The following is a 25,516-nucleotide window of genomic DNA, read 5'->3' as shown; positions in this document are numbered from 1 at the left end:
GGAAATCGGCGACGAAACGAACGCGCCCGCTCAGCCGCCGAAGCGGCGGTGCCGCCGCGAGTAGTCGCGGACGGCGCGCAGGAAGTCGACCTCGCGCAGGTCCGGCCCCAGCGCCTCCACGAAGTAGAACTCGCTGTGGGCGCTCTGCCAGAGCATGAAGTCGCTGAGGCGCTGCTCCCCCGATGTGCGGATGACGAGGTCGGGATCGGGCTGGCCGCCGGTGTAGAGGTGCTCGCCGATGAGGTCGGGGGTCAGGAGGTCCGCGAGGGTCTCCAGGCTGCCGCCCTCGGCGTGGTGCGCGGCCACGATGCTGCGCATGGCGTCGGTGATCTCCTTGCGGCCGCCGTAGCCGACCGCGAGGTTGATATGCATCCCGGTGTTGGCGGCGGTGCGCTTCTCCGCATCCGCCAGCGCCTCCAGCAGGCGGGGCGGGAGGCCCGTGGCCGAGCCCACGTGCTTGACCCGCCAGTCGCGGTAGTGGGACAGGTCGTCGGCCAGCTGGGCGATGATGTCGATCAGGTCGCCGAGCTCGCCGCTCTCGCGGTTGGTGAGATTGTCGGACGACAGCAGATACAGCGTGACGACCTGGATGCCGAGCTCGTCGCACCACTCCAGGAACTCGCGCATCTTCGCCGCACCGGCCCGGTGGCCGTGCGCGACGGTGGTCAGCCCGGCCTGCCGGGCCCACCGCCGGTTGCCATCGATGATCATGGCGACGTGCTTCGGCAGCGACTCGCGATTGAGGTCGCGGCGAAGACGCTTCTGGTAGAGCCCGTACAGCAGCCCGCTACCCTCCCGCCGGCCCATCCCCGGCGTTCCGCGTCTGCTCACGCTGCTACGTTAGCGCGGCCGACGGTGCCCGGCTCACAGCATCCGGCCACCCGTCCTCCCCTACTCTTGGTCTATGTCGCCCCGAGAGAGTCAGAACCCCGGTACGACCGACGACCGCGAAGCCGATGAAGACGTTGCCGAGCTCCTCGCGGAGCCGACGACCGACCTGAGCAGCTCGGATGCGGCCGTTCAGGCGGACGAGCGCGAGGCGCGCGACGGCGGACCGGAGCTGCCGAACATCCCGCTGCTGGATGCCTCCCCTGCCTTCCCCGGCGAGGTCAAGCCGACCTGGCGTGGCTGGATCCACGCCGCGACCTTCCCGGTCACCATCGTGGCGGGCATCGTGCTGATCTCCCTTGCGCACGGCGCTCCGGCCAAGTGGGCGTCCGCGGTGTTCATGCTCACCTCGATGCTGCTGTTCGGGAACTCCGCCCTGTACCACCGCTTCAACTGGCGGCCGCGCGCCAAGATCATCCTGAAGCGCATCGACCACGCGAACATCTTCCTGCTGATCGCGGGCACGTACACTCCGCTCGCCGTGCTGGCGCTGCCGCCGGAGAAGGGCATCCTGCTGCTCACCCTGGTGTGGGCCGGCGCCCTCATCGGCATCGGCTTCCGCGTCTTCTGGATCAGCGCCCCGCGCTGGCTGTACGTGCCGATCTACGTCGCACTCGGCTGGGCCGCGATGATGTACATCGTCGACCTCGTCGACGCCAACGTCGCGATGATGGTGCTCGTGCTCGTCGGCGGACTGATGTACACGGTGGGCGCGGTCATCTACGGCATGAAGCGCCCGAACCCGTTCCCCGGGCGCTTCGGGTTCCACGAGATCTTCCACACGCTGACGGTGCTGGCGTTCCTCTGTCACTGGACGGCGACGCTCCTGATCGCACTGCATCCCGCCTACAACGCCGGCTGAGACCTGCCGCGCTCGGGCGGCGCGGAGCGGCGGCGCGGGATCAGGTGGGCAGCGCCCGCCGCCCGGTCACCTGCTTCATGACCAGGGTCGAGGACAGCTTGCGGACGCCCGGAAGCGCTCCGAGCGGCCCGTCGAACAGCTCCTGGTACCCGGTGAGGTCGGCGGTCAGCACCCGCAGCATGTAGTCCGGGTTGCCGAACAGGCGCTCGGCCTGCACGATGTTCGGGATGGCCAGCACGCCCTCCTCGAAGGCTCCGACGGTCTCCGGGTCGGTCCGGTCGATGGTGACGAACACGATCGCCTCGAAGTCGAGCCCGACCGCCGCGGGAGAGACGACCGCGCGGTACTGCTCGATCACGCCGGCGCGCTCCAGTTCGCGCACCCGGCGGTGGCACGGCGACAGTGTCAGGCCGACGCGTGCGGCCAGGTCGGTGAGGCTGAGCCGGCCGTCCTCCTGCAGCGCAGCGAGGATCTCCCGATCGATGGCGTCCATGCAGCAGATTCTTCCACGAATGGATGCAGAAGGCACGAAAGTCGCAAGCACTTTCGGACGCTCACGCCATAGCTTTCCGGTAGACCGCAGAGCGCGGGCGGAGGGAGGACGGCGATGGATCCGGCACTGGTCTTCGGCTTCTGGGGAGTGGCCGCCCTCCTCGTCTGCACGCCCGGTGCCGACTGGGCGTACGCGGTGACGGCCGGGCTCGGCGGCCGGACCCTCCTGCCCTCGATCGGCGGCATCCTCTTCGGGTACCTCGTGGTCGTCATCGCGGTCGCGGTCGGCCTGGGAGCGCTCGTCGCCGCCAACCCGGTGCTGCTCGACGTGCTCACGGTGGGCGGCGCGCTGTACCTGCTCTGGCTCGGGATCAGCGGGCTGACGCGGTCGGCGACGCCGATCGCCGCGCAGACTGGCACGGCGACGGGCGGTTCGTCGTCGGTCGCGTCCTTCCTGCGGGGAGCCGGCGTCAGCGGCTTCAACCCGAAGGGTCTGCTGGTGCTGGTCGCGCTCGTGCCGCAGTTCACCACCGCGCACGGCGGGTGGGCACCGGCGGCTCAGATGCTGATGCTCGGCGGGCTGTTCGTGGCGACGTGCGCCGTCGTCTACCTGACCGTCGCCGTGCTCGCCCGGCGCCTGCTGGCGGCGCGCCCGCGCGGAACCGTGGTCATGGCGCGCGTGTCGGCGATCGCCATGACGCTGATCGGCGTCGCGCTGCTCGCCGAGCGGGTGGCGCAGGCGTTCTGACGAGCCCTACGGCCGGTCGGAGCCGTCGGAGCCGTCAGGCCCGCCGGAACCGTCGCCGCGGCGCTCCGCTTCTTCCGCATCCAGCTTCTCCGCGATCTCGGCGCGGTACCGCACGCGACGGATCCGGCGCACCATGTCGAGCACCAGCAGGACGACGACCACGGCCAGCAGGAACGTGACGACGAACCCGAGCACGCCCGGGGTGACCGAGTCGTCATCGGGCGTGCCGGACGGCGTGGGGGTCGGGGTGGCGGCCAGCCAGACGGAGGCGCGCAGCAGGGCGTCGGCGATCACGCACGCACCCCCGCGAAGAGGTCGGTCTCGGGCATCTCGGTCTCCACTTTCGAGTCGATGAGCTGGAACTCCTCCGTCGGCCAGGCGGCGCGCAGGATGTCGTTGGGCCAGAAGAAGAATGCGCTGTCGGGCGCGACCTGGCTGGCGTGGGAGCGCAGGGCGGCATCCCGCGTCTCCAGCACGTCGCCGACGGGGACGCGCGTCGTCGCGAGCGGCGGCTGGTCGTCCATCCAGGAACGCATCTGCCGGAGCTGGTCGAGGAGCGGCGACGACGGGTCCGCCGCGAGCAGGGCGTCGTGCACCGCGCGGATGCGCTCTCCGTTGAAGATGCGGTCGTAGTAGAGCTTCGACACCTGCCACGGCTCCCCGAGCTCCGGGAAGCGGTCGGGGTCGGCGGCGGCGCGGTACGCCTCGACGCCGACGACGTGCGCACGGATGTGGTCGGGATGCGGGTATCCGCCGTTCTCGTCGTACGTGACGAGCACGTGCGGGCGGAACGAGCGGATCAGCTTCACCAGCGGCGCGACGGAGGTCTCGAGCGGGATGGACGCGAACGAGTTGAGGGGGAGGGAGCCGTCCTCCCGCGCCATGCCGGAGTCGACGTAGCCGAGCCACCGGTGCTGGATGCCGAGCACGGCCTGGGCCGCCGCCATCTCCTTCCGGCGGAGTCCGGGCAGATCGCGGGCCGCCATCGCGAGAGCGTCGGCGGGGAGCCGCTCGTTGAGCACGTCGCCGCGCTCCCCTCCGGTGCAGCTGACGACCATGACCTCGTCGCCGCGACGGACGTACGACGCGTACGTCCCCGCGCCCTTGCTGGACTCGTCGTCCGGGTGGGCGTGCACGGCCATCAGCCTGCGGGCGGCAGCATTCACAGCTTTCTCTCCTAGTCTGGTCTCAGCCTACCGTCGCCCGACGGGGGGCTCCTGAGCGGAAGGCGGGGCTGGACGGCATGGCGGTGCACGCATGACGACGACCCACCGCGTCCCCACCCTCGACACCCGCTACGGCCGGACGCCTCAGCGCAAGCGGCGCGACCGGTGGCTGCTCATCTTCGGGGGGATCGCCGCGGTCGCCATCGCCACGGTCTGGGCGTTCTGGGCCGGCTGGGACAACGATCAGGCGAACCTCGAGACCACCGACACCGCCTACACGATCCCCGACGACAGCCATGTCGACATCTCGTTCTCGATCAACGCGCCCGTCGGGACCCCGGTGACGTGCGCCCTCCAGGCCCTCAACGAGGACTTCGCCATCGTCGGCTGGCGCATCGTCGAATACCCCGGTTCCGCGAGCCGGTTGACCGCCCACACCGAGTCGATCCGCACGATCATGAAGCCCAACACGGGTTTGATCAACACCTGCTGGCTGTCCTAGTATTGTGCGGATACGCCCCGGCCGTGGCCGGGGCGTCGACTTTAGCACCGGTACCGAACCGGACCATCAGCCGAGGCGGCATTCAGCCGCAGGCGCGAAGGAGTTCATCATGTCTCAGGAGTCTCAGGTCACGTTTCTGACCCAGGACGCGTACGACCGTCTCTCGGCCGAACTCGAGGAGCTCAGCGTCAACGGCCGTAACGAGATCGCGAAGCGCATCGAGGCGGCCCGCGAGGAGGGCGACCTCAAGGAGAACGGCGGCTACCACGCGGCCAAGGACGAGCAGGGCAAGATCGAGGCCCGCATCGTCCAGCTGACCAACCTGCTGCGGAGCGCCACCGTCGGCGCGGCGCCGGAGAGCCACGGCGTCGTCGAGCCGGGCACCGTCATCACCGCGACGATCGCGGGCGACGAGAGCGTGTTCCTCATCGGCAACCGCGAGATCGCGGCCGGCACCGATCTCCCCGTCTACAGCGAGCAGAGCCCGCTCGGCGCGGCCATCCTCGGCCTGAAGGTCGGCGACAAGACGGAGTACACGGCTCCGAACGGCCGTCAGATCGCCGTCGAGGTCACCAAGGTCGAGACCTACACCGGCCAGTAAGCCGCTCCCCCGCATCCACGCGAACAGCTCCTGAGTTTTTCCGCCGTTTCATCGCGAAACGGGCGAAAAACTCAGGAGCTGTTGGCGTGTGTGGGGGCTACTCGTCGTCGACGACGACGGGGTCGTATCCGGCGGCGCGGAGGGCGTCGATGACGTGCCGGCGGTGGTCGGTGCCGCGCGTCTCGACGCTGACGTTCAGCTCGACCTGGGTGATCTGCATCCCGCGCCCGTGCCGGGTGTGCAGCACCTCGACCACGTTCGCGTTGACGCCCGCGAGGATCTCAGCGATGCGCGCCAGCTGGCCGGGGCGGTCCGGGAGCATGATCGTCAGTTTGAGGTAGCGGTCGGAGGCGGCAAGACCCTGGCTGATCACGCGCTGCATGAGCAGGGGGTCGATGTTGCCACCGGAGAGGATGGCGACGGTCGTGCCGTCGGCGGTGACCGACCCGGCGAGGATGGCGGCGACGCCGGCCGCGCCCGCGGGCTCGACCACGAGCTTGGCACGCTCCAGGAGCACGACCATGGCGCGAGCGATGTCGTCCTCCGACACGGTGACGATCTCGTCCACCGCCTCGCGGATGATCTCGAAGTTGAGGGCGCCGGGCCGCCGCACGGCGATGCCGTCGGCGATCGTGCCGGTGAGGGAGATGTCGGTCGGCTCCCCCGCGGCGAGCGACGGCGGGTACGCGGCGGCGTTGGCCGCCTGCACGCCGACGATGCGGACGGTCCGACCCGTGATCGCCGCGCGCTGCTTGATCGCGCTGGCGACACCGGAGATGAGGCCGCCTCCGCCGATCGGCACGACGACGGTCGAGACGTCGGGGACGGCGTCGAGGATCTCGAGGCCGAGCGTCCCCTGGCCGGCGACCACGTCCGGGTGGTCGAACGGCGGGATGAGCACGGCGCCGGTCTCGGCGGCGAAGTCGGCGGCCGCCTGCAGCGTCTCGTCGACGATGCTGCCGCTGAGCACCACATCCGCCCCGTAGGCGCGTGTGGCCTGGAACTTCGGGATGGCGACACCGACCGGCATGAAGATCGTCGCGTGGATGCCGAGCTCGCGCGCGGCGAAGGCGACGCCCTGCGCGTGGTTGCCCGCGGAGGCGGCGACGACGCCGCGTGCGCGCTCCTCGGCGCTCAGCTTCGACATCCGGTTGTAGGCGCCGCGGATCTTGTAGGAGCCGGTGCGCTGCAGGTTCTCGCACTTGAGCAGCACCGGGGCGCCGAGGATCTCGGTCAGGAACCGCGAGCTCTCCATCGGCGTCGGCTGGGCGACGTGGGCGACGATGGCGCGCGCAGCCTCGAACTCGTCCAGGCTGGGGCCTGCGAACGGGGTGCGCGTGTGATCGGTCGCGGTTGCCACGCGCTCAGCCTAGCGGCGCTCGTATGCCGGCGACTGTATGCGTGCTCGTGCTACGACCGCGCGGGCGGGCGGCGCACCGGCCGCGGGACCGTCTCCCAGATCGCCCGCTCGGGTGGCGTGTAATCCGTGGGCGGCACATTCCGCCACACGCCGCTCGCGATGTAGTGCACCATCACGTTCAGCACGGCGACGAACGGCACGGCGAACAGGGCGCCGGGGATGCCGGCCAGCAGCGAACCGGCCGCGACGGCGAGCACCACGGCGAGCGGGTGCACCTTGACGGCGCTGCCCATGATGAGCGGCTGCAGGATGTGTCCCTCGATCTGCTGCACCAGCAGCACCACGCCGAGCATGATCAGCGCGAACACCCAGCCCTTGAAGACGAGCGCGATGAAGATCGCCAGCGCTCCGGTGACGACCGCACCGACGACCGGGATGAACGAGCCGAGGAACACCAGCACCGAGATCGGGATGACGAGCGGCAGCCCGAGGAAGAACGCCCCGAGGCCGATGCCGAGCGCGTCGATCGAGGCGACCAGCACCTGCACCTTCGCGAAGTTCTTGAGCGTGACCCAGCCGGCCTGTCCTGCCCCGTCGATCGCCGCGCGCGACCGCTTCGGGAAGACGCGGACGATCCATCCCCAGATGCTCTTGCCGTCGATGAGGATGAAGATGGTGCTGAACAGCACGAGCAGCGCGCCCGCGAAGACGTGGCCGAGGGTGGAGCCGACCGACAGCGCACCCGAGAGGAAGACCTGCCCGTCCTGCTGGATCGACTTCCCGATCGACGCGAACGCGTTGCTGATCTGGTCGGGGCTGAGTCCGAGCGGTCCGCTCGTCAGCCAGGCCTGCAGGTCGTTGAAGGACGCGACCGACTGCTTCTGCAGCTCCCCGCTCTGCCGCGTCACCTGCCAGATCGCCAGGTAGAGCAGCCCGCCCACGACGACGACCAGCGTGATCAGCACGACGACGATCGCCAGCCACTTCGGCCAGCGGTGCCGCACCAGGAAATCCTTGAACGGAACCAGCAGGCCCGCCAGCAGCACCGCGATGAGCACGGGGATGACGATGAGCTTCAGCTGGATGATCAGGAAGATGACGACGGCGAGGACCGCACCGATCACCAGGAGGCGCCACGACCACGCGCCGGCGATGCGCATCCCGCGCGGGACCGTCTCGTCGGCGGATTCGATCGGCTCGCCGAGCTCTCGGCGGCGGCGCTGGAACCAGGCGCGGGCCGGTGCGCGGTTGGCCTCGGGGCCGGCTCCGGGCGCAGTCGTGGGCGACGGGACGGGGCGGTCGATGTCGGACATGACCGTCAGTGTAGGCCGCGGCTCCGCTCGTTCGCCGAAACGGGGCCGCGGCTCCCGGCCCCTTGACAGCCGGGCGGATCCGGGGCCGGCCGGGGCCTTGGATCGGTGCCTCGGCTCAGGGGCGCCGGCTCACAGCTGCAGGATCAGCGGCGGATACTCGATGGCCGTGCGGTACCACTGCCAGGTGGCTCCCCCGGTCTGCTGGATGGAGGCATACGTCACCTGCGTCGGCGGCACGTGTTTGAGCCCGACGACGATGGCGACGTTCCCGTTCACGATCCGCGGGCCGAGCCCGGTGGGCATCGTGCCGCCCGCGTAGCCGCCGACCGTGAGGTTCACGCTGCCGTTCGCCGCGATGACGAAGGTGACGACGTAGTCGCCGACCGCCGTCGCCCCGTAGTCGCCCGGCGTGAAGTGCACCGAGACCCCCGGACCGCCGGACGGTGTCGGGCGGTACGTGAACGACGCGTACGGGGTGCCGGTCGTGTCCGTCTGCATGATGTCGGACGCGATGAGGGTCAGGTTGGTCCGCCCCTTCCCCACGGTGTGCGTGGGGCTGATGGTGTCGATGGGGCGGTACCAGGGAAAAGTGATGACATCGTGCACCGAGATGCGGTGCGCGATGTCCGTGAGGGACTGGGTCTTCTCGAACGTTGCGGGATCGATCTGCACAGCGACTTCTGCGTCCTCCCCCGCACGCCCACCCCGATTCGGAGTCTCGCTGGACATGCGCGGACTCTACTCCGCGGTCAGCGCGCCGGGACTGCCCCATTTCCGGCGTCCCGCGGCGCGACGGTGACCGGAGACCCGGTGAGCCCCACGGCGACCCGCTCGCCCGGTTCCGGCCGCTCGCGGGCGCCGTGCTGAAGCGACAGCTCGGTGCCGTCCTCCAGCCGGACGCGCGTGCGGCGCAGCGCGCCGAGGAAGCTCGTCGTGAGCACCACAGCCGGGATGCCGCCGCCGGCGAGCACGACGTCCTCCGGCCGCAGATACGCGGTCACGGGGCCGTCGACCGCATCGGAGGCGAGCGGCACCTCGTGTCCGAGGACGGTGAGCCGCCCGCCGGCGACCACGCCGTCCACCCGGTTCGTGAGGCCCACGAACTCGGCGACGAACGCGGTCGCGGGGCGGTGGTACAGCTCCTCCGGGCTGCCGATCTGCTCGATCCGGCCCGCGCGCATCACGGCGACCCGGTCGGCGACGGCGAGCGCCTCCTCCTGGTCGTGCGTGACGAAGAACGTGGTGATGCCGAGCTCGGTCTGGATGCGGCGGATCTCATCCCGGAGCTGGACCCTGACCTTCGCGTCGAGCGCCGACAGCGGTTCGTCGAGCAGCAGGACGCGCGGCTCGGTGACGAGGGCGCGGGCGAGGGCGACACGCTGCTGCTGGCCGCCGGACAGCTGGTGCGCGTACCGGCCCGCGTGGTGGTCGAGGCCGACCAGCTCGAGGGCCTCAGCGGCGCGGCGGCGGCGGTCCGCCGGGGCGACCTTGCGCATCCGCAGCCCGAACTCGACGTTCTGGCCCGCGGTGAGGTGCGGGAACAGCGAGTACGACTGGAACACCATCCCCAGGTCGCGGCGGCTGGTGGGCTCGTCGGTGACGTCACGTCCGTCGATGAGGATGCTGCCGCTGTCCACCCGCTCGAGTCCGGCGAGCGAGCGGAGCGCAGTGGTCTTTCCGCACCCGCTGGGGCCGAGGAGGGCGATCAGCTCCCCCGGCGCGGCCTCGAGGTCGAACCCCGACAGGCCGACGCCGCCGCCGAAGTCGCGGACGAGGTCGCGCAGCTCGACGGTGGAGCCGGTGCGGGAGGAGAGGAGCGGGGTCTCGAGGGCGGTCATGTCAGCCTTTCGCGGTGCGGCGCCGGACGCTCACGAGGCGGTCGACGACGACGAGGAGGACGAACGCGAACACCAGCGCGAGGAGCGCGAAGATGACCGCGACGAAGGGGTCGGACTGCGACACCAGCAGCAGGGAGGTCTGCAGGTTGACGCGGGAGAGCAGCGAGGCGATGGTGAACTCGCCCAGCACGACGGCGACGGAGAGGGCGGAGGCGGCGAGGATGCCGCGCCGAAGGTTCGGCACGAGGACCCGCGAGAACACCGTCCACCAGCCGGCGCCGAGCGACCGGGCGGCCTCGCTGAGGGTGATCATGTCGACGGCGGCGACGTTGCTCTGGATCGCCCGGTAGGCGTACGGCAGCACGGTGATGCCGTACGCGAAGGCGAGCGTCCAGGCGCCGGAGCCGAAGACCTCGGTCACCACCGCGTAGGTCGGAGCGAGACCGACGACCATCACGATCGCCGGGATCATGATCGGCAGCAGGCAGATGCCCTCCAGCAGCCTCCGCAGCTTCGGGAATCGCAGTTCGACGAGCACGATCGTCGGCAGCAGCACGAGGAGCACGATCGCGACCGTCACCACCGCCAGAACGAGCGAATTGCCGAGGCCCTGGTAGACGCGGTCGTACCGGGTGGTCTCGCCCGAGAACACGGCCACCCAGCGGTCGAGGTTGTACACGCCGGGCTTCGCGGTGCGCAGGGTGAACTCGACCATCGAGAACAGCGGGATGAGGAAGAACAGCCCGAGCAGCGTCCAGATCACGGCACGCACCACGGGACCGGGGCCGAGCCGCAGCTCGGGGGCTCGACGGCGGACCGGGCGCGGGCGGACCGGGCGCGACTCGACCGCGCGGCTCATCGCTGCCACCGCGCCGTCCGTCGCACCAGGGCCGAGTAGCCGAGCATGACGACGACCATGACCAGCAGCATCCCGAGAGCCATCGCCCCGGCCAGGTTCGCCCGGCCGAGCACGGTCTCGCTGATGAGCGCCTGCCGGATCTGCAACGACACGATGTTGTTCGCCTGGCCGACGAGGGCCGCGGCCGTCGCGTACGACGAGAACGCGTTGGCGAACAGCAGAAGCAGACTGCCGAGGAACGACGGGAGCAGGATGGGGCCGCCCACGCGCGTCCAGTACGTCCAGCGGCTGCCGCCGAGGGTCGCCGTCGCCTCCAGCCATTGCGGGCGGAGACCTTCCAACGCAGGCATGAAGGTGATGACCATGAGGGGAATCTGGAAGTAGAGGTACGGGAGGATGAGGCCGGGCACCGTGTACAGCCAGACGCCGTTCTCGTAGATGTTGATGTGCGCGACGTTCCGCAGCAGCACCGTCACCAGGCCCTGCGCGCCGATCGTGGCGATGAAGGCGAAGGCGAGCATGACACCGCCGAACTGGGCGAGGACGCTGCTGGCCGAATCCACCAGGGAGCGGGTCACCCCGCCGGACCGCGAGCGGAGCAAGGCGAAGCAGAGCGCGGCTCCGGCGATCGCGCCGACGACGGCGGTCACGGCCGAGAGCCAGAACGCGCCGAAGAAGGAACCGGCGATGGCCGGCTCGGCGAGACCGGTGAGGTTCGCCCAGGTGAAGCGGCCGGCGTCGTCGAGGAACCCGCTGCCCACCGCGACGACGGTCGGGATGGCGAGGAACACGATGACGTAGAACGCGAACGGGGTCAGCCCCAGCACGGCGGCCGCGCCCGTCCGGCGGCGGCGTGCCGGCCGCTCGACAGCGGGCCGGGCCGACGACGGCCGCCGCCGGGTCTCCGTCTCGGAGACTCCGGCGGCGGTGCGTCCGACCGCAGGCGCCGCGGCGCCTGTGACGGTCTCGGTCATCAGCCGACCGCGTTCGCCCACTTGGCGTTCAGCAGGGTGCCGGCGTCGGTGGCCTGCTTGTCGCTCATGACGGCCACCTCATCCAGCTTGCCCGGGAACTCGTCCTTGTCGAGCGTCCCGGCTTTCTCCATCGCGTCGACGCGCGCCGGGTAGGCGCCGCCCTTCAGCCATGCGTTCTGGGCGGCGTCGCTGTAGAGGTACTCCTCCCAGAGGCGCGCGGCCGCGGGGTGCGGGGCGTCCTTGTTGATGGCCTGGTTGTAGTAGCCGACGTATGCGGTGCCCGGGAGCACGACGTACTTCCAGTTCACGCCGCCGCCCTTGATGGTGTCGGAGGTGGCGTAGCCCTTCTGGTTGAACGACCAGTCGAGAAGCACCGGGGTCTCACCCGAGGCGATGGTGTTCGGCTTGCCGTCGGCGGCGTTCCAGTTGCCGGCCTTCTTCAGCTTGGTGAACCAGTCGATGCCGGGGGTCAGGTCGTCGAGCGTTCCGCCGTTCTGCAGGGTGGCGTACGCGACGGCGCCGGCCGCTGCCGCCGCCTGGGTCGGGTTGCCGTTGAGCGCGACCGCGCCCTTGAACTCCGGCTTCAGGAGGTCGTCGAACGACTTCGGAGCGGTCTTGATCTTGTTGGCGTCGTAGCCGACCGCCATGACGCCGTAGTAGCCGACCTTCCAGAGGCCGTCCTTCTCCTTCTGGTTGTCGGGGATGTCGTCCCAGCCGGTCGGCTTGTACGGCGCGAAGTACTCGGTGTTCGCGAGCGCGACCGAGGAGCCGACGTCGAAGGTGTCCGGAGCGGTGTCCTGGCCCTTGAGCTTCTTGGCGGCGTCGATCTCCTCCTGGCTGGAGGCGCTGTCCTGGCTCGGGTTGATCGTGATGCCGTACTTCTTGGTGAAGCCGTCGAAGATCTCCTGGTAGTTCGCCCAGTCGCCCGGCGTCGCGATGATGTTGAGGCTGCCCTCCTTCTTCGCGGCCGCGACCAGCGCGTCCATCCCGCCGGCCGACGCGACGTCGGTGGCGGAGTTGATCTTCGCGGTGTCTGCGGTGCTGGCGCTCGCGCCACCGGAGCAGGCGGAGAGCGAGAGTGCGACGACGGCGGCCGCGGCGGCGAAGCCGGCGACACGTGCGCGCTTGTTGATCACGGGTTTCCTCCAGTGCAAGGTGTCGACCGGGCGGAGCGCCCGGACGTGGTCACGGTAGGAAGGCCAGGCGTCCGGGCGGTCGCGTGCCGGTGACGCGGCGGTGAACGTCCGGTGTCCGGGGTTGTCGATAGGGTCGTCGCGTGGTCGAACAGGTCTCCCCCGCACTCGCACGTCGCATCGCGCTGGCCGCGCAGGGCTTCGGCCGGCCGCATCCCGACGCGGTCGGCACCCGGCAGCTCAACGGGCTGATGGACCGCCTGAGGCTGCTGCAGATCGACTCGGTCAACGTCTTCGAGCGCAGCCATTACCTCCCGGCGTTCGCACGCCTGGGCGCCTACGACCGCGGCCTCCTCGACCGGCTCACCTTCGACGCCCGCGGCCCGTACACCGAGTACTGGCCGCACGAGGCCGCCTTCATGCGCACGGAGGACTGGCCGCTGTTCGCCTGGCGGATGCGCGACTACCGCGCCCGGTACGGCGGTCCGGGGAGCTGGTTCGAGGTCAACGAGAGCACGGTGGAGTGGCTGCGCGGCGAGCTCGCCGCCAACGGCCCGCTGGTCGCGGGTGAGATCGAGCACGACGCGAACCACCGCACCGGCCCGTGGTGGGGCTGGTCGGAGGTGAAGCGCGCGCTCGAGCGGATGTTCCTGTTCGGCGAGGTGGCCATCGCCGGGCGCACCCGGTTCCAGCGCCGCTACGGGCTGGCGGCCGACGTGCTGCCGGCGAGCGTGCTGGAGCAGACCGTGAGCGATGAGGATGCGGTCCGCGAGCTCCTGCGCCGAGCCGCAGTCGCGCACGGCATCGGCACGGCGCGCGACTTCGCCGACTACTACCGCATCAAGGGCCCGCGCGTCTCCGTCGCCCTGCAGGAGCTGGAGGATGCGGGCGAGCTCGTCCCCGTCGAGGTGCCCGGCTGGGAGAGCGCCGGCCGGCCGCTGCGCGCGTGGATGCACCGCGACGCCCGCAAGCCGAGGCAGATCGAAGCGGCGGCGCTGCTGTCGCCGTTCGACCCGGTGGTCTGGTACCGCGACCGGGCGCTGCGGATGTTCGGCTTCCACTACCGCATCGAGATCTACACGCCGGCGCCGAAGCGCGTGTACGGGTACTACTCGCTGCCGATCCTGCTCGACGACGCCCTGGTCGGGCGCATCGACCTGAAGAGCGACCGGCAGGCGGGCGTCCTGCGCGTGCAGTCGGCATGGACGGAGCCGGGCGCTCCCCCGGCGACGATCGACCGGCTCCTCCCGCTGCTGGATTCGACGGCCGCGTGGCAGGGACTTGAGCGCGTCGAGGTGACAGAGGGTGCGCGCGGCGACCTCGCGCCGCTCCTCGCGGGCGCGCTGCGCGCGGGGGTAGGGTTCGGGGCATGACGACGTCACCACTGGACTATCTGGATCAGGACGGGGCCGACGAGGCCGACTACGAGACGCCGATGCGCGAGCTGTACGCCTACCACGACGGCGACACCTGGCTCGACGGGATCGTCACCGGGGTCAGGCCGCACGCAGCCGCAGACGGCGGCACGCTGGTGCAGTTCGACGAGCGGCTGTGGGTGCCCGCGCGCGAGGTGCGGCAGTCGGACCACTACATCGCGGTGCTGCTCAACCCCGACTCCGAGGTCTATGCCGAGGTCATCCAGTCGTTCGTCGACGGGCAGCCGAAGGACGTCATCCGCGACGTCTCGATCGTGGGCGACGACAACGTGGGCACCGAGTGGCGTCCGATCGACGAGCCGCGCACCGGCTCGCGCGTGCGCTACCGCTACACGGGCACGGCCGAGCTGCCGGTGTCCGACGAGGAGGCGAGCGCGTAGGTGCCGCGGCGCCGCGAGCCGCGCAGTCAGGCGGTGCGCCGCTGCAGGGTCAGCGCCCCGAAGACGACCGCGGCGACCGCGAACGCTCCGATGATGAGGAGCTGACCGCCGACGTAGGCGGCGTCGTGCGAGTTCGTCGCGACGGCGTTCAGCGCATCGACCGCGTGCGACAGCGGCAGCCAGTCGCTGATCTCCTTGAGGCCGGCCGGGAGCTGGTCGCGCGGCAGGAAGATCCCACCGAGCAGGATCTGCGGGAACACCAACAGGGGCATGAACTGGACGACCTGGAACTCGGTGCGCGCGAACGCGCTCGCGAACAGTCCGAGGGTGCTGCCGAGCACGGCATCCGTCACCGCGACGGCGACCAGCAGCCACGGGTCGCCCTTCACGTCGAGCCCGCACACCCACAACGCGTACGCCGACGCGATGAGCGCCTGCACCACCGCGAGCAGCCCGAACGCGAGCGTGTAGCCGAGGATGAAGTCGCTGCGGCCGAGAGGCATCGACAGCAGACGCTCCAGGGTGCCGGTCCTCCGCTCCCGCAGCGTGGTGATGGAGGTCACCAGGAACATCACGATGAACGGGAACAGGGCGAGGATGGCCGGGCCGATGGTCTGGAACACCGGGGTGTCGGTGAAGATCCAGGCGACGAGGCCGACGAGGAGCGCGGGCACCACCAGCAGGAGCACCACGGTGCGCGGGTCATGACGGATCTGGGTGAGCACTCGGCCGGTGGTCGCGAGCGTGCGCGTGGGGTTCATGGCGTTTCCACCTCCGTTCCGCTCTCCGACTCGGCATCCGGCTCCGCGTCCGGCAGGGCATGCCGGGCGTGGTGGCGACGCAGCAGCGCGAGGAAGGCGCCCTCGGCGTCGGCGGCTCCCGTCTCGGCGAGCAGCTCCGCCGGGGTCGCATCGGCGAGCACGGCCCCCTCGCGCATCAGGATGAGGCGGTCGCAGCGGCTGGCCTCATCCATCACATGGCTCGACACCAGGAGGCTGGTGCCGGCCTCGGCGAGGCGGTGGAACAGCGCCCACAGCTCGACGCGGAGCAGCGGGTCGAGCCCGACCGTCGGCTCGTCGAGCACGAGGAGGTCGGGCGAGCCGAGCAGGGCCGCGGCGAGGGAGACCCGGCTGCGCTGACCTCCCGACAGGGTCGAGACCAGGCGACCGGAGTGCTCGTCGAGGTCGGTCGCCGTGATCGCGCGGTCGACGTCGGCGCGGCCGGCGCCCAGCACCCGGCGGAAGTACTCGAGGTTCTGCCGGATGGTGAGGTCGTCGTAGACGCTGGCCGCCTGGGTCACATACCCGACGCGGTGGCGGAGCGCCGCGGTGCCGGCGGGCTGGCCGAGAACCGTCACGGTGCCCGACTTCACCTTCTGCACGCCGATGACCGCGCGCATCAGCGTCGTCTTGCCGCAGCCGCTCGGCCCCAGCAGGCCGACGACCTGGCCGCGCGGGATGCGGAGGTCGAGCCCGTGCAGGACGTCGGTGCGGCCGCGCCGCACCCGGAGCCCCTCGATGGCGATCGCATCGGCGAGGGCGTCGTCGCCCGCTTCCGCGGACGTTCTCCGCGAATTCATCATGTGATGAATTATTCGCCTGTGGGAGGCTCCGCGTCAAGAGGCGCGCCCGGCGCTCCGAACAGGTGCCACTGCACGACGGCGCCGACGCGACGCGCGAGCTCCTCCCGGGGCGTCCCGGCGATGGGCTCGACCCGGAGGGCGTACCGCGTCATGATCAGACCGACCAGCTGGCTGGCGGCGAGCTCGGCGCGCAGCTCAGCATCCTCTCCCCCGACCAGCCCCGCGAGTTTGGACAGGACCTCGCGCAGCAGGAACTCGCGCACCATGCGCGTGCCCGGGCCCGAGCTGAGGGCGGTGCGCAGGATGACGACCATGCGGCGGCCCGACTTCTCGTCGTCCAGACGCTCCAACAGGTAGGCGACCAGCCGCTCGCCGATGTCGTGCTGCGTGCCGGCGAGGATCAGATCCACCGCGCGGTCCGGCCGGAGCGGCGCCTCGAGCGTCGCGGTGAACAGGTCGGCCTTGTCGTCGAAGTAATGGTGGACGAGCGCCGGGTCGACGCCCGCACGCCGGGCGACCGCCCGCAGCGACGCCCCCTCGTACCCGCGCTCGGCGAACTCCTCCGCCGCCGCACGCATGATCGACGCCCGCGCGGACCCGGCCCCGCGTTCCTTCCGCGGCCGTCCGGGACGTCGCCGCGTACCTGCTTCGCTCACGGCCCCATTCTGCACGCCGAGGCGCCGACCGAGGGTGCTGTCCACAGCCGATGCGCTTGCTTCGAGTGTGATGAGAACGCGGTGAGAGCGCGCTTCGCCGAAGCTAGGATGAGGTCTGCGCATCTGCTCGACCCGGCGCCTGGCACACAAGGAGTTCTGCGAACATGGAATGGCTCATTCCGGTCATCATCGTCGTCGTGATCGTCGCGATCATCGGGATCTACCTGTGGGCCACCTACAACTCGCTGGTCACCCTGAAGGTCCGGGTGGACGAGGCGTGGAGCGACATCACGGTCCAGCTGAAGCGCCGTGCCGACCTCATCCCGAACCTGATCGAAACGGTCAAGGGCTACGCCGCACACGAGCGAGGCGTCTTCGAGTCCGTGACGCAGGCGCGCGCCGAGACGCTCTCCGCGCAGACGCCGGGTGAGGCATCCGTCGCCGAGAACCACATGCAGACCGCGCTGAAGAGCATCTTCGCCGTGGCCGAGGCGTACCCGCAGCTGCAGGCGAGCCAGAACTTCCTGCGCCTGCAGGCCGACCTGGTCGACACCGAGGACAAGATCCAGGCCTCGCGCCGGTTCTACAACGGCGGGGTGCGCGAGTTCAACACCAAGATCAAGGTGTTCCCCAACAACCTGTTCGCCCGACGCCTGGGCTTCACCGAGCGCGAGTTCTTCGAGGTCGACAACCTCGCCGCGATCGCCGAGCCCCCGCGCGTCCAGTTCTAGGGCGTAGATGTACAGGGCGATCGCCAGGAACAAGCGCAACACCGTCTTCATCATCCTCCTGTTCCTGGTCCTCATCGGTGCGCTCGGATGGCTGGCGGCGTACATCTACCAGAGCTACACGATCCTCGTCGTGGTGCTCGTCGGAGCGGTGCTGTACGCGCTCTTCCAGTACTACCTGGCCAGCAGCCAGGCGCTGAGCATGTCGGGCGCGATCCCGATCCAGAAGGCGGACAACCCACGGCTCTGGAACGTCGTCGAGAACCTGTCCATCGCGACGGGGACGCCGATGCCGGCCGTCTACATCGTCAACGATCCGGCACCCAACGCGTTCGCGACCGGCCGCGACCCGGAGCACGCCTCCGTCGCCGCGACCACCGGACTGCTCGACATCATGACCGACGCCGAGCTCGAGGGCGTCATGGCGCATGAGCTCGGGCACGTCCGCAACTACGACATCCGGCTCGGGATGATCGTCTTCGGCCTGACCGTGGCGATCGGCTTCATCGCCGACATCTTCCTCCGCATGGCGTTCTTCGGCGGCAACCGCAACAACAACAACGGCGGCGGCAACCCGGTCGTGCTGGTGTTCGGGCTGATCGCCGCGATCGTCGCGCCCCTGGTGGCGACGCTCGTGCAGCTGGCCGTGTCGCGTCAGCGCGAGTACCTGGCCGACGCCACCGGTGCGATGACGACCCGGCATCCTGACGCCCTGGCCAGCGCGCTGCTGAAGCTGGAGGCGTACGGCCGTCCGATGCAGAAGCAGAACTCGTCCATGGCCCACCTGTGGATCAACGACCCGCTGAAGCCGGGCCTCATGGCGCGCCTGTTCTCCACTCACCCGCCGATCCCCCAGCGTGTAGAGCGCCTCGAGCAAATGGGCGGCAGCTTCTAGCTTCTAGCGCCGAAGTGCACCTTGTGGCTGCTATTCCGGCGATTAAGCGACCACGACGTGCACCTCGGCGATCAGGGGCCGAGGACGCGGCGCAGGTAGGCGTTCTCGAAGCGCCGCTCGGGGTCGAGGCGGTCCCGGACCGCGAGGAAGTCGTCGACGCGCGGGTACGTGGCGCGCAGCGCGTCCGCATCCCGGCTGTGCAGCTTGCCCCAGTGCGGGCGCCCGTCGTGGGCGACCATGATCTCCTCGACCGCGGCGAAGTACTCGCGCTGGTCTTCCCGGTAGTACCGGTGCACGGCGATGTAGCCCGTCTCGCGCCCGTACGCGGTCGACAGCCAGTTGTCGTCGGCCGCGGCGCTCCGCACCTCGATCGGGAACGAGATCCGCCATCCCTTCCGCTCGATGAGCGCCTTCACCTCGGCGAGCGCCTCGGGCACGGCCTCCTGCGGCAGCGCGTACTCCATCTCCCGGAATCGCACCGTGCGGTTGGTGACGTAGACCCGCGGCGCGTGGTCGGTGAAGTCGCGGTTGCCGGTGAGGCGCTGCGCGAGGCGGCTGAACGGCGGGATGACGGCGGGCGCGGCCGTGCCGAGCGCGCATACTCCCCGATAGAGGCCGTTTGCCAGCAGTTCGTCGTCCACCCACCGTCCGACCCGCGGGAGCGGCTTCCGTTCGGCCGTCAGGGGCAGGCGCGTGTTCGTCTTGGTAAGGGCGGTCTCGGTGTGCGGGAACCAGTAGAACTCGAAGTGGTCCTCCCCCGCCGAACGCTCCAGGTACGACTCCATGGTCGCCTGCAGCGGTTCGGGCCGCTCGACGGCCTGCAGCAGGTAGGCGGGCACGCACTGCAGGGTGATGTCGACGATGACGCCGAGCGCGCCGAGCCCCAGGCGCGCAGCAGGGAGCAGCTCGGCGTTCTCCGTCTCGTCGATGTGCAGGAGCTCCCCCGTGCCGGTGACCAGGGTGAGCCCGACGATCTGCGTCGCCAGGCCGCCGAACGATCCGCCCGTGCCGTGTGTGCCGGTGGAGGTCGCCCCGGCGATCGTCTGCCGGTCGATGTCCCCCATGTTCTCGAGCCCCAGGCCGTGCGGCCGCAGCAGCCGCGGCAGCTGGTGGAGGTGCGTGCCGGCCGCGAGCGTCACACGCCCGCGTTCGAGGTCGACATCGCGGATGCCGTTGAGGTCTTCGAGGTCGAGCTGCACACCCGGTGCCACGGCGATGCCCGTGAAGCTGTGCCCTGCGCCGACCGCTTTGACGCGCATCCCGGTCCGGTTCGCCGCCTGCACTGCGCGCTGCACGGCCTCCGCCGTCGCCGGGCGCTCCACGCGCTGCGGGCGCACCGCCTCCGTCCGACCCCAGTTGCGCCAGAGACCGCCGACCGCCGTCACAGGAAGACCTTCCCGTCGCCGCGGTACGTGGATGCCTCGCCGACGACGCGCGCCCGCCCGTCCACGGTGTCCACCAGCTGGAAGGCGTCGACGTGCTCGCTGAGCTCGCCGGACTTGGTGTGCCGCAGCCAGACGCGGTCGCCGATGCGCAGCACGCCGGCCGCGGCGCCGGTGAGCGGAGTCTGCACCTCGCCGGCCATCTCGCGCGCGACCATGCTCAGCCCGGTCGGCCACTCGACCTTCGGCATCCGGTCGGGCCCGGGAGGGCCGGAGGCGATCCAACCCCCGCCGAGCAGGGTCGCGGTCTCAGGATTCGGCCGGCGCACCACCGAGAGGGCGAAGGATGCGGCCGGTGCCGGATGGAAGGCCCGGTAGGTGTCGAACAGGTGGCCGCCGAACAGTCCGCTGCCCGCGGCGATCTCGGTGACCGACTCGTCGGAGGCGGTGAACTCGATGGAGCCCGTCCCACCGCCGTTCACGAACTCCAGGTCGGCGATCTGCCGTACCGCGGCGACGGCCTCACCCCGGCGGCCGAGGAGCTCGTCGCGGGAGTTCTTCTGCATCCACCGCAGCGTCGCACCCCAGGCCGACTTGCCGGGCGGGTTGTCGCCCTGGCCGGCGATCTGCGCTTCGTACCCCATCATCCCGACGAGCGCGAAGCCCGGGCGGCGCACGATCTCCTCGGCGACCGTGCGCACCGACGCCGCCGAGTGCAGCGGCGACCGGAACACGCCGACGTGACCGAGCACCGGCGCGAACCAGGAGGAGTCGAGCTCGAGGCACAGCCGGATGGTCTCCCGCTGCGCCGGCGGAACCACCGCGTCGATGAAGTCCAGGTGGGCGATCGAGTCGACCATGAGCGTGACGCGCGCGGCGAGCTCGGGTGACGCGGCGAGCCGGGCGATCGCAGCACGGTCAGCGGTCGGGTAGCCGACGACGACATCCTCGATCGGCGGGTGCTCCGCGTCGCCCTCCGCGAGCCACAACGCCTCCGGAAGCGTGTACGCGAGCACGCCGGCGTACCCGGGAAGGGCGAGCACCGCATCCATCACCGAGCGCACCCGCACCGACTTGGAGGCGACCCGGATGGCCTTCGCCGGCCGCTCGGACGGCCCGGCCGCGCGGCGCAGCAGGTCGTGGGCATTGTGCCGCAGGGCGGGCAGGTGGAGCACCGCGAGCGGAGGGTCGAGCCGCGCGGTCGCCGCGGAGAGCGACGGCCAGAAGACGTCGGGCGTCGTCCACGTCCGCTCGGACGGAGCCGGCGGAGTGGACAGGTCGAGGTCGCTCATCAGCGCACCGCTTTCACTCGGGCGACCGCGAGCGCTCCCGCGAACGCGAACACGGCCGACAGGACGAACAGGCCGGCGAAGCCGCCCAACGCCGCCACGATCATCGCGCCGAACAGGGGCGCAACAGCCTGCGGAACGGCCAGGGCGATGTTCATGATGCCGAGGTCCTTCCCGCGGCTCTCCGGGTCGGGCAGGACCTGGGTGGCGAGCGCTTGATCCACCGACAGGAAGCAGCCGTAGCCGATGCCGAGGAGCGCGGCGGCGACGATGGCGACCGACAGCTGCGGGACGAACGCGAGCAGCAGCGCTGCGACGCCCTGCACAGCGGACGACGCGAATACGAACGCCTTGCGGCGGCCGAGACGGTCGGACAGCCGGCCGAGCACGAGCGACGCCACGATCACGAACACCATGTAGACGAGGATGAGGATCAGCAGATCGTCATCGGCGTTGGGGTCGCGCAGGCCGAACTCGAGGAAGTAGAGCAGCAGCGACGTGCCGAACGCGTTGCCGAAGTTGACCAGCACGCGGCTGAGCAGCGTCCAGCCGAAGTCGGGATGCTCACGCGGGCTGATCCACAGACCCTCGATCACGCCGCGGAACGACATCCGCTCGCGCAGCTCCACCGGCAGCACCGCGTCCGGCAGGAATAGGAACGGCAGCACGAGCACCACCAGCAGCACCGCCATCGCGGTGTAGCCGACGAACGCGCCGACGAAGACGTAGGTGACCAGGGCGACGCCGAGGATGATGCCGATCGCCTGGGGCGCACTGATCCAGCCGCTGACGTAGCCGCGCTGGTCAACAGGCACCTGGTCGCTGATCGTGGCCGTCAGCGCGGCAGTGAGGATGCAGAAGCCGGTCAGCGCGAGCGACCAGAATACGCCCATCCCGACCATGGTGGTCTGCAGCCCGAGCAGCACCAGCGAGACGGCGAAGACCACGGCTCCGGCGGCGATCCACGGACGGCGGCGGCCGAAGCGGCTGGTCGTGCGGTCGGAGAGAGCCCCGGTCAGCGGGTAGGCGACGATGGCGCACACCCCGGAAATGCCCGAGATGACCCCGAAGGCGATCACGTTGTCCACCCACCAGTCGGAGTGCAACTGCGCCTGCACCTGGTCGGGCAGGAGCTTCTGGATGGGCGCGAGCTGCGCCATCCACACGCCCAGCCAGGCGACGGCGAAGGCGGCGATCCACCGTCCGGGGACCTTGCGCACCGGCTCGGCGAAGACCGCCGGCGTCGTCGTGTTCGTCATCGTGCACCTGCGTTCGTCGAGGGGGCGGGGGTGTGGTGCGTGGTGCGGTGGTGCGGTTCGGAGGCCGGGACGGCGAGGGCGGCCAGCGCGTCGGCCGCCACATCCATCACGGCGGCTGCCGCCGCGTCGTCGCGGGTGACCAGCCAGCCGACGGTGAGTCCGTCGGTGAAGGAGACCAGGATGCGGGCGATCTCGTCGAGGGGACGCGTCCACTCGTGACCCGTCAGACGCGCGGTCTCGGCGGCGGCCTGCGCCGCGACCTCGTGGTAGCGCGCGTACTGCCGGCGCGCGAGCGGCTCGAAACCCGGCTCGCGGAGCGCCCATTGGGTCAGCTCGAACATGGCCTTCTCGCGGCCGGGATCGGCGCGGACGCCGTCGAAGTAGTGCTGAAGGCCCGCGCGGACGGCGTCGCGCATCCCTCCCCCGCCTGCGTCGGCGGTGAGCGCGGGCGCGAGGTCGGTCTGCTCGCTGCCGACGGCCGCCTCGATCAGCTCGGCCATCAGCTCATCGCGCGAGGCGAAGACGTAGTGGAAGCTGGCGAGCGGCATGCGGGCCTCTGCGACGATCCGGCGGGTCGTCGCGGCGGCGACACCGTCACGGGCGATCACGCGCAGGGCGGCCTGGACCAGGGCGGTGCGACGGTCTGCGACCGGGATGCGCGTCATCCGGACTCCTCGGGCTCCACCCGCGCTCCGTCGCACGGGAAGAAAAGTGGGACAGTTGACCCAGATCACAGTATGCCGCAAATCCGGGCGATTCGTTTGACACCGGCCACCCGTACCCCCTGGAATGGGGTGGAATGCGGGGATTTACGAGCGACGTGTCACCACCAGTCCGGCCACGGGGGTCGAGCCGACTGGTGTCGGTCGCTGCCGTCGCAGCCCTCGCCGTCCTCCTGCTCAGCGCGGCCGGCCTGATCGGCGCCGCTCCCCCCGCGACCGCGTCGCCGCCCCCACCCGGCGCATCGACGTCCGCATTCACAGCATCCGGTTCCACCGCAGCATCCGGCTCCACCGCAGTCCACTCCTCCGCAGCCTCGTCCGCTGCAGCCTCCTTCTCTTCCGGCTCCGGCTCATCGCCGGCGTCCGCTGCTGCGCGCCCGGCGGCCGTTCCGACGCCGTCGGCCGTCTCGCCGACGGACACCTCGTCACCGTCCGACACCCCGACCCCGACGCCGACGCCGAGCCCGGTGAGCATCGACCGCCTCCCCGATCTGGTTCGCAGCTTCCCGCTGGCCGTCTCGGGCACCGCGACGCCGACCGACACGATCTCCGTCTCGGCCGGCTCCTCCCCCGGAAGCGCGCAGAGCTGCACCGCCACGGTGGATGACGACGGCGACTGGCGCTGCACCCTCGCCTCGCTGCCCGATGGTCCCGGCGTCTCCGTCCGCGCCGAGTCCACCCTCAGCGGGTCCGACAGCGCCCGGGTGGATGTGCTGCACCCGCCCGTGATCGCCGGAACAGGCGTCGTCTCGACCGGCGGCAGTGTGCGCGGGACGGCCTACCCCGGCGCGAGCGTCACGGTCACCGCCGACACCGGCGCGAGCTGCACCTTCCCCGTCGACGCGAACGGCGGCTGGGCGTGCGTGCTCAGCGGTTCGCTGCCCGACGGACGCCACACCGTGACGGCGACGCAGACGGCTCCGTTCTCGTCGCAGTCGTCGGCGGCCAGCGGGCGGGTCACGATCGATGTGGACCGCACGGCTCCCGCCGCCCCGGGCATCACCTCCCCACCCAGCGGCACCTCTGTGCTCGCCGGCACAGCAGTCGCATTCGGCGGCACGGGCGAGACCGGCGCGCACGTGACCCTCTATGCGACCACCGCCCAGGGCACGACCGTGGTCTGCACCGCGGACGTCGCCGCCGGCGCATGGTCGTGCCAGGGCGCCCTCCCCGCGGGCGCGTACACGCTCTCCGCCCTGCAGCGGGATGCCGCGGGGAACGTGAGCGCTGGGAGCAACGCCGTCACCCTCGGCGTCACGGCGGCCACCACGCCGTCCACACCGTCGCCGACGCGTACGCCGACCCCGACGCCGACCCCCGCGGTGCCGGTGCCGCCCGCGGCCGGTGGTGGGACGGGTGCCGGACCACTCCATCCCGACACCCGCGGGTGGATCGCGACGCCTTTCTCCAACGCCTCCGCACCGGTCGTGACGGCGGCGTCCCTGCCCGGGTGGATGCGCTCGGTCGGTCTCGCCATCGCCGCACTTCTCCTGCTGGTCCTGCCGGCGCGGCTGCTGACCGCCGCGCTCGCCCGCGGGCGCGCCGCCCGGGCGGATCGGGAGCGCCGCCGCGTGTCCGTGTTCGGGCGCAACCGGCCGCGTTCCGACGTCGCGGAGGCCTCGGCGCTGTTCGGGGCGGCGGCGCGATCGGAACGCGCTCGGACGGGTCACAACGGGGACGCCGTGCCCTCGTCGCCGTCCGTGCGGGCTCAGCCGCGCTGGCTCGTGCCCGTGGTGGGGATCGCCGCGGCGGTGCTGGTGACCCTCTCGACTCCGCTCTCCGACCCGGGAGCGTATCTGCGGGTGCTGCTCGCGATCGGGATCGCCGTCGCCGCCGTCAACGCGGTCTGGGTGCTCGCCGGTCGCGCCCTGGCGCCGCATTTCGGCCTCCCCGTGCCGCGGATCACTGTGCGGCCGGAACTGCTCGTCGTGGTCGCGGTCGCGGCGTTCGGCTCCCGCCTGCTCGGACTCTCGCCCGCTCTGCTGTTCGCCCTCGTGCTCGGGCTCTCGATGGCCCCGCACGCCGGCCGCGCGCGCCGCGGCCGGATCGCGGCCGTGCAGATCTCGGCCGTCGCAGCACTGGGCGTGCTCGCCTGGCTCGCGGTGGGGCTGCTCCCCACGCCCACCGGGGCGTTCACCGCGTTCCTGGTCGAACTCGTCAACGCGCTCGCCCTGATCGGCATCGGCTCGGCTTCCGTCATGCTGCTCCCCCTCGGCGGGCTCGCGGGCCGTGCCGTCGCCCAGTGGTCGCGCTGGCTCTGGGGCGGGCTGAGCCTCGTCGTGTACACCGTGCTGTTCGCGCTGCTCCTGCCGGTGGCCTCCCTCGTCGAACGGGGTGTCGGCGTGATCGTCATCGTCGGTGTCGCGGCCGGCTTCGCGGCGGCCAGCGTCGCTGTGTGGCTGTGGGAGCGCTACGTCGCGCCGGCCCTCGACCGCACGGTCCCGTAGCCGG

General features: G+C 70.9%; 27 protein-coding genes. 9 read left to right on the top strand and 18 right to left on the bottom strand.

Translation table 11 applies throughout. The features are described 5' to 3' along the window. Positions 1–30: 30 nt before the first annotated feature. Positions 31–807, bottom strand: coding sequence for an isoprenyl transferase (locus H284_RS0117400; RefSeq protein WP_020077232.1), 777 nt, complete (start codon positions 805–807; stop codon positions 31–33). 97 nt (positions 808–904) lie between these two features. Between H284_RS0117400 and trhA the strand changes: the two genes are divergently transcribed. Continuing rightward, on the top strand, positions 905–1,750 hold the full coding sequence (gene trhA, locus H284_RS0117395) for a PAQR family membrane homeostasis protein TrhA (RefSeq protein WP_020077231.1): 846 nt from the start codon (positions 905–907) through the stop codon (positions 1,748–1,750). A gap of 40 nt (positions 1,751–1,790) precedes the next feature. On the opposite strand, the gene H284_RS0117390 is transcribed toward trhA, so the two are convergent. Further along, positions 1,791–2,243, bottom strand: a complete 453-nt coding sequence (locus tag H284_RS0117390; protein WP_020077230.1) for an Lrp/AsnC family transcriptional regulator — start codon at positions 2,241–2,243, stop codon at positions 1,791–1,793. Positions 2,244–2,357: 114 nt separating this feature from the next. On the opposite strand from H284_RS0117390, the gene H284_RS0117385 reads away from it, so the two are divergent. Continuing rightward, positions 2,358–2,990, top strand: coding sequence for a LysE family translocator (locus H284_RS0117385; protein ID WP_020077229.1), 633 nt, complete (start codon positions 2,358–2,360; stop codon positions 2,988–2,990). A gap of 6 nt (positions 2,991–2,996) precedes the next feature. Here H284_RS0117385 and H284_RS0117380 read toward each other — a convergent pair whose 3' ends face one another. Together H284_RS0117380 and mca are read right to left on the bottom strand one after the other, a co-directional pair. Next, positions 2,997–3,284 carry a hypothetical protein gene (locus H284_RS0117380; protein WP_020077228.1) on the bottom strand — a complete coding sequence of 96 codons (288 nt, stop codon included), beginning with the start codon at positions 3,282–3,284 and terminating at the stop codon, positions 2,997–2,999. After that, on the bottom strand, positions 3,281–4,132 hold the full coding sequence (gene mca, locus H284_RS0117375; protein ID WP_020077227.1) for a mycothiol conjugate amidase Mca: 852 nt from the start codon (positions 4,130–4,132) through the stop codon (positions 3,281–3,283). Before mca ends, H284_RS0117380 begins: the two co-directional genes overlap by 4 nt. A 115-nt stretch (positions 4,133–4,247) precedes the next feature. Here mca and H284_RS0117370 point away from each other — a divergent pair, with 115 nt between their 5' ends. Together H284_RS0117370 and greA are read left to right on the top strand one after the other, a co-directional pair. Continuing rightward, positions 4,248–4,658 (top strand): DUF4307 domain-containing protein, encoded by a 411-nt coding sequence (locus H284_RS0117370; RefSeq protein WP_020077226.1) that lies wholly within the window; start codon positions 4,248–4,250, stop codon positions 4,656–4,658. Positions 4,659–4,767: 109 nt separating this feature from the next. Beyond that, positions 4,768–5,259 (top strand): transcription elongation factor GreA, encoded by a 492-nt coding sequence (greA, locus tag H284_RS0117365; protein ID WP_018191562.1) that lies wholly within the window; start codon positions 4,768–4,770, stop codon positions 5,257–5,259. A gap of 97 nt (positions 5,260–5,356) precedes the next feature. Here the strand turns inward: greA and ilvA are convergent, their stop codons facing one another. From ilvA to H284_RS0117330, 7 genes are all read right to left on the bottom strand, one after another. Continuing rightward, on the bottom strand, positions 5,357–6,619 hold the full coding sequence (gene ilvA, locus H284_RS0117360) for a threonine ammonia-lyase (protein WP_018191563.1): 1,263 nt from the start codon (positions 6,617–6,619) through the stop codon (positions 5,357–5,359). Between the two features lie 50 nt (positions 6,620–6,669). Further along, positions 6,670–7,932 (bottom strand): AI-2E family transporter, encoded by a 1,263-nt coding sequence (locus tag H284_RS0117355; RefSeq protein ID WP_018191564.1) that lies wholly within the window; start codon positions 7,930–7,932, stop codon positions 6,670–6,672. A 129-nt stretch (positions 7,933–8,061) separates the two neighbouring features. Next, positions 8,062–8,661 carry a hypothetical protein gene (locus tag H284_RS0117350; RefSeq protein WP_231371268.1) on the bottom strand — a complete coding sequence of 200 codons (600 nt, stop codon included), beginning with the start codon at positions 8,659–8,661 and terminating at the stop codon, positions 8,062–8,064. A 20-nt stretch (positions 8,662–8,681) separates the two neighbouring features. Further along, the gene (locus tag H284_RS0117345; protein ID WP_018191566.1) at positions 8,682–9,770 is read right to left on the bottom strand and encodes an ABC transporter ATP-binding protein; all 1,089 of its coding nucleotides are present in this window, start codon (positions 9,768–9,770) and stop codon (positions 8,682–8,684) included. A gap of 1 nt (position 9,771) precedes the next feature. Next, positions 9,772–10,638 carry an ABC transporter permease gene (locus H284_RS0117340; RefSeq protein WP_020077224.1) on the bottom strand — a complete coding sequence of 289 codons (867 nt, stop codon included), beginning with the start codon at positions 10,636–10,638 and terminating at the stop codon, positions 9,772–9,774. Continuing rightward, complete coding sequence (locus H284_RS0117335; RefSeq protein WP_020077223.1) at positions 10,626–11,624, bottom strand: ABC transporter permease; 999 nt, start codon at positions 11,622–11,624, stop codon at positions 10,626–10,628. The genes H284_RS0117340 and H284_RS0117335 overlap by 13 nt, the downstream gene beginning before the upstream one ends. Further along, positions 11,603–12,739: an ABC transporter substrate-binding protein gene (locus H284_RS0117330; RefSeq protein WP_020077222.1), complete on the bottom strand. Its 1,137-nt coding sequence runs from the start codon at positions 12,737–12,739 to the stop codon at positions 11,603–11,605. The genes H284_RS0117335 and H284_RS0117330 overlap by 22 nt, the downstream gene beginning before the upstream one ends. Before the next feature lie 140 nt (positions 12,740–12,879). On the opposite strand from H284_RS0117330, the gene H284_RS0117325 reads away from it, so the two are divergent. Together H284_RS0117325 and H284_RS0117320 are read left to right on the top strand one after the other, a co-directional pair. Next, positions 12,880–14,109, top strand: coding sequence for a winged helix-turn-helix domain-containing protein (locus H284_RS0117325; protein WP_020077221.1), 1,230 nt, complete (start codon positions 12,880–12,882; stop codon positions 14,107–14,109). Further along, positions 14,106–14,552 carry a hypothetical protein gene (locus H284_RS0117320; protein WP_018191571.1) on the top strand — a complete coding sequence of 149 codons (447 nt, stop codon included), beginning with the start codon at positions 14,106–14,108 and terminating at the stop codon, positions 14,550–14,552. Before H284_RS0117325 ends, H284_RS0117320 begins: the two co-directional genes overlap by 4 nt. A gap of 26 nt (positions 14,553–14,578) precedes the next feature. On the opposite strand, the gene H284_RS0117315 is transcribed toward H284_RS0117320, so the two are convergent. From H284_RS0117315 to H284_RS0117305, 3 genes are read right to left on the bottom strand one after another with little or no spacing between them, the layout of a single operon-like run. Beyond that, positions 14,579–15,313 carry an ABC transporter permease gene (locus H284_RS0117315; RefSeq protein ID WP_018191572.1) on the bottom strand — a complete coding sequence of 245 codons (735 nt, stop codon included), beginning with the start codon at positions 15,311–15,313 and terminating at the stop codon, positions 14,579–14,581. Continuing rightward, positions 15,310–16,131, bottom strand: coding sequence for an ABC transporter ATP-binding protein (locus H284_RS0117310; RefSeq protein ID WP_502685493.1), 822 nt, complete (start codon positions 16,129–16,131; stop codon positions 15,310–15,312). Before H284_RS0117310 ends, H284_RS0117315 begins: the two co-directional genes overlap by 4 nt. A gap of 11 nt (positions 16,132–16,142) precedes the next feature. Further along, the gene (locus H284_RS0117305; RefSeq protein ID WP_231371267.1) at positions 16,143–16,790 is read right to left on the bottom strand and encodes a TetR/AcrR family transcriptional regulator; all 648 of its coding nucleotides are present in this window, start codon (positions 16,788–16,790) and stop codon (positions 16,143–16,145) included. A 164-nt stretch (positions 16,791–16,954) separates the two neighbouring features. On the opposite strand from H284_RS0117305, the gene H284_RS0117300 reads away from it, so the two are divergent. Then, complete coding sequence (locus H284_RS0117300; RefSeq protein ID WP_018191575.1) at positions 16,955–17,521, top strand: LemA family protein; 567 nt, start codon at positions 16,955–16,957, stop codon at positions 17,519–17,521. A 7-nt stretch (positions 17,522–17,528) separates the two neighbouring features. Then, positions 17,529–18,413, top strand: a complete 885-nt coding sequence (locus tag H284_RS0117295; RefSeq protein WP_020077218.1) for a M48 family metalloprotease — start codon at positions 17,529–17,531, stop codon at positions 18,411–18,413. 71 nt (positions 18,414–18,484) lie between these two features. Here the strand turns inward: H284_RS0117295 and H284_RS0117290 are convergent, their stop codons facing one another. The 4 genes from H284_RS0117290 to H284_RS0117275 are packed head-to-tail and all read right to left on the bottom strand — an operon-like array spanning position 18,485 to position 23,008. Further along, on the bottom strand, positions 18,485–19,798 hold the full coding sequence (locus tag H284_RS0117290) for a D-arabinono-1,4-lactone oxidase (RefSeq protein WP_020077217.1): 1,314 nt from the start codon (positions 19,796–19,798) through the stop codon (positions 18,485–18,487). Further along, positions 19,795–21,087 (bottom strand): amino acid deaminase/aldolase, encoded by a 1,293-nt coding sequence (locus tag H284_RS0117285; RefSeq protein WP_020077216.1) that lies wholly within the window; start codon positions 21,085–21,087, stop codon positions 19,795–19,797. The genes H284_RS0117290 and H284_RS0117285 overlap by 4 nt, the downstream gene beginning before the upstream one ends. Further along, positions 21,087–22,343, bottom strand: coding sequence for an MFS transporter (locus H284_RS0117280; protein WP_020077215.1), 1,257 nt, complete (start codon positions 22,341–22,343; stop codon positions 21,087–21,089). Before H284_RS0117280 ends, H284_RS0117285 begins: the two co-directional genes overlap by 1 nt. Then, on the bottom strand, positions 22,340–23,008 hold the full coding sequence (locus H284_RS0117275; RefSeq protein ID WP_018191580.1) for a TetR/AcrR family transcriptional regulator: 669 nt from the start codon (positions 23,006–23,008) through the stop codon (positions 22,340–22,342). Before H284_RS0117275 ends, H284_RS0117280 begins: the two co-directional genes overlap by 4 nt. Positions 23,009–23,202: 194 nt before the next feature. Between H284_RS0117275 and H284_RS0117270 the strand changes: the two genes are divergently transcribed. Beyond that, the gene (locus tag H284_RS0117270) at positions 23,203–25,512 is read left to right on the top strand and encodes an Ig-like domain-containing protein (protein WP_020665336.1); all 2,310 of its coding nucleotides are present in this window, start codon (positions 23,203–23,205) and stop codon (positions 25,510–25,512) included. The last annotated feature ends 4 nt before the right edge of the window (positions 25,513–25,516 follow it).

It is taken from the genome of Cryocola sp. 340MFSha3.1 (genome assembly GCF_000383315.1).
Classification (GTDB): domain Bacteria; phylum Actinomycetota; class Actinomycetes; order Actinomycetales; family Microbacteriaceae; genus Leifsonia.
This window is presented reverse-complemented; position numbering and strand designations above follow the sequence as displayed.

Coding starts and splice junctions, on each gene's coding strand:
- H284_RS0117390 (WP_020077230.1), bottom strand. CDS start 2,243: ATGGACGCCATCGATCGGGAGATCCTCGCTGCGCTGCAGGAGGACGGC.
- H284_RS0117345 (WP_018191566.1), bottom strand. CDS start 9,770: ATGACCGCCCTCGAGACCCCGCTCCTCTCCTCCCGCACCGGCTCCACC.
- H284_RS0117370 (WP_020077226.1), top strand. CDS start 4,248: ATGACGACGACCCACCGCGTCCCCACCCTCGACACCCGCTACGGCCGG.
- mca (WP_020077227.1), bottom strand. CDS start 4,132: ATGGCCGTGCACGCCCACCCGGACGACGAGTCCAGCAAGGGCGCGGGG.
- H284_RS0117310 (WP_502685493.1), bottom strand. CDS start 16,131: ATGAATTCGCGGAGAACGTCCGCGGAAGCGGGCGACGACGCCCTCGCC.
- H284_RS0117315 (WP_018191572.1), bottom strand. CDS start 15,313: ATGAACCCCACGCGCACGCTCGCGACCACCGGCCGAGTGCTCACCCAG.
- H284_RS0117350 (WP_231371268.1), bottom strand. CDS start 8,661: ATGTCCAGCGAGACTCCGAATCGGGGTGGGCGTGCGGGGGAGGACGCA.
- H284_RS0117400 (WP_020077232.1), bottom strand. CDS start 807: ATGGGCCGGCGGGAGGGTAGCGGGCTGCTGTACGGGCTCTACCAGAAG.
- H284_RS0117275 (WP_018191580.1), bottom strand. CDS start 23,008: ATGACGCGCATCCCGGTCGCAGACCGTCGCACCGCCCTGGTCCAGGCC.
- H284_RS0117285 (WP_020077216.1), bottom strand. CDS start 21,087: ATGAGCGACCTCGACCTGTCCACTCCGCCGGCTCCGTCCGAGCGGACG.
- H284_RS0117385 (WP_020077229.1), top strand. CDS start 2,358: ATGGATCCGGCACTGGTCTTCGGCTTCTGGGGAGTGGCCGCCCTCCTC.
- H284_RS0117300 (WP_018191575.1), top strand. CDS start 16,955: ATGGAATGGCTCATTCCGGTCATCATCGTCGTCGTGATCGTCGCGATC.
- H284_RS0117280 (WP_020077215.1), bottom strand. CDS start 22,343: ATGACGAACACGACGACGCCGGCGGTCTTCGCCGAGCCGGTGCGCAAG.
- H284_RS0117355 (WP_018191564.1), bottom strand. CDS start 7,932: ATGTCCGACATCGACCGCCCCGTCCCGTCGCCCACGACTGCGCCCGGA.
- trhA (WP_020077231.1), top strand. CDS start 905: ATGTCGCCCCGAGAGAGTCAGAACCCCGGTACGACCGACGACCGCGAA.
- H284_RS0117320 (WP_018191571.1), top strand. CDS start 14,106: ATGACGACGTCACCACTGGACTATCTGGATCAGGACGGGGCCGACGAG.
- greA (WP_018191562.1), top strand. CDS start 4,768: ATGTCTCAGGAGTCTCAGGTCACGTTTCTGACCCAGGACGCGTACGAC.
- H284_RS0117295 (WP_020077218.1), top strand. CDS start 17,529: ATGTACAGGGCGATCGCCAGGAACAAGCGCAACACCGTCTTCATCATC.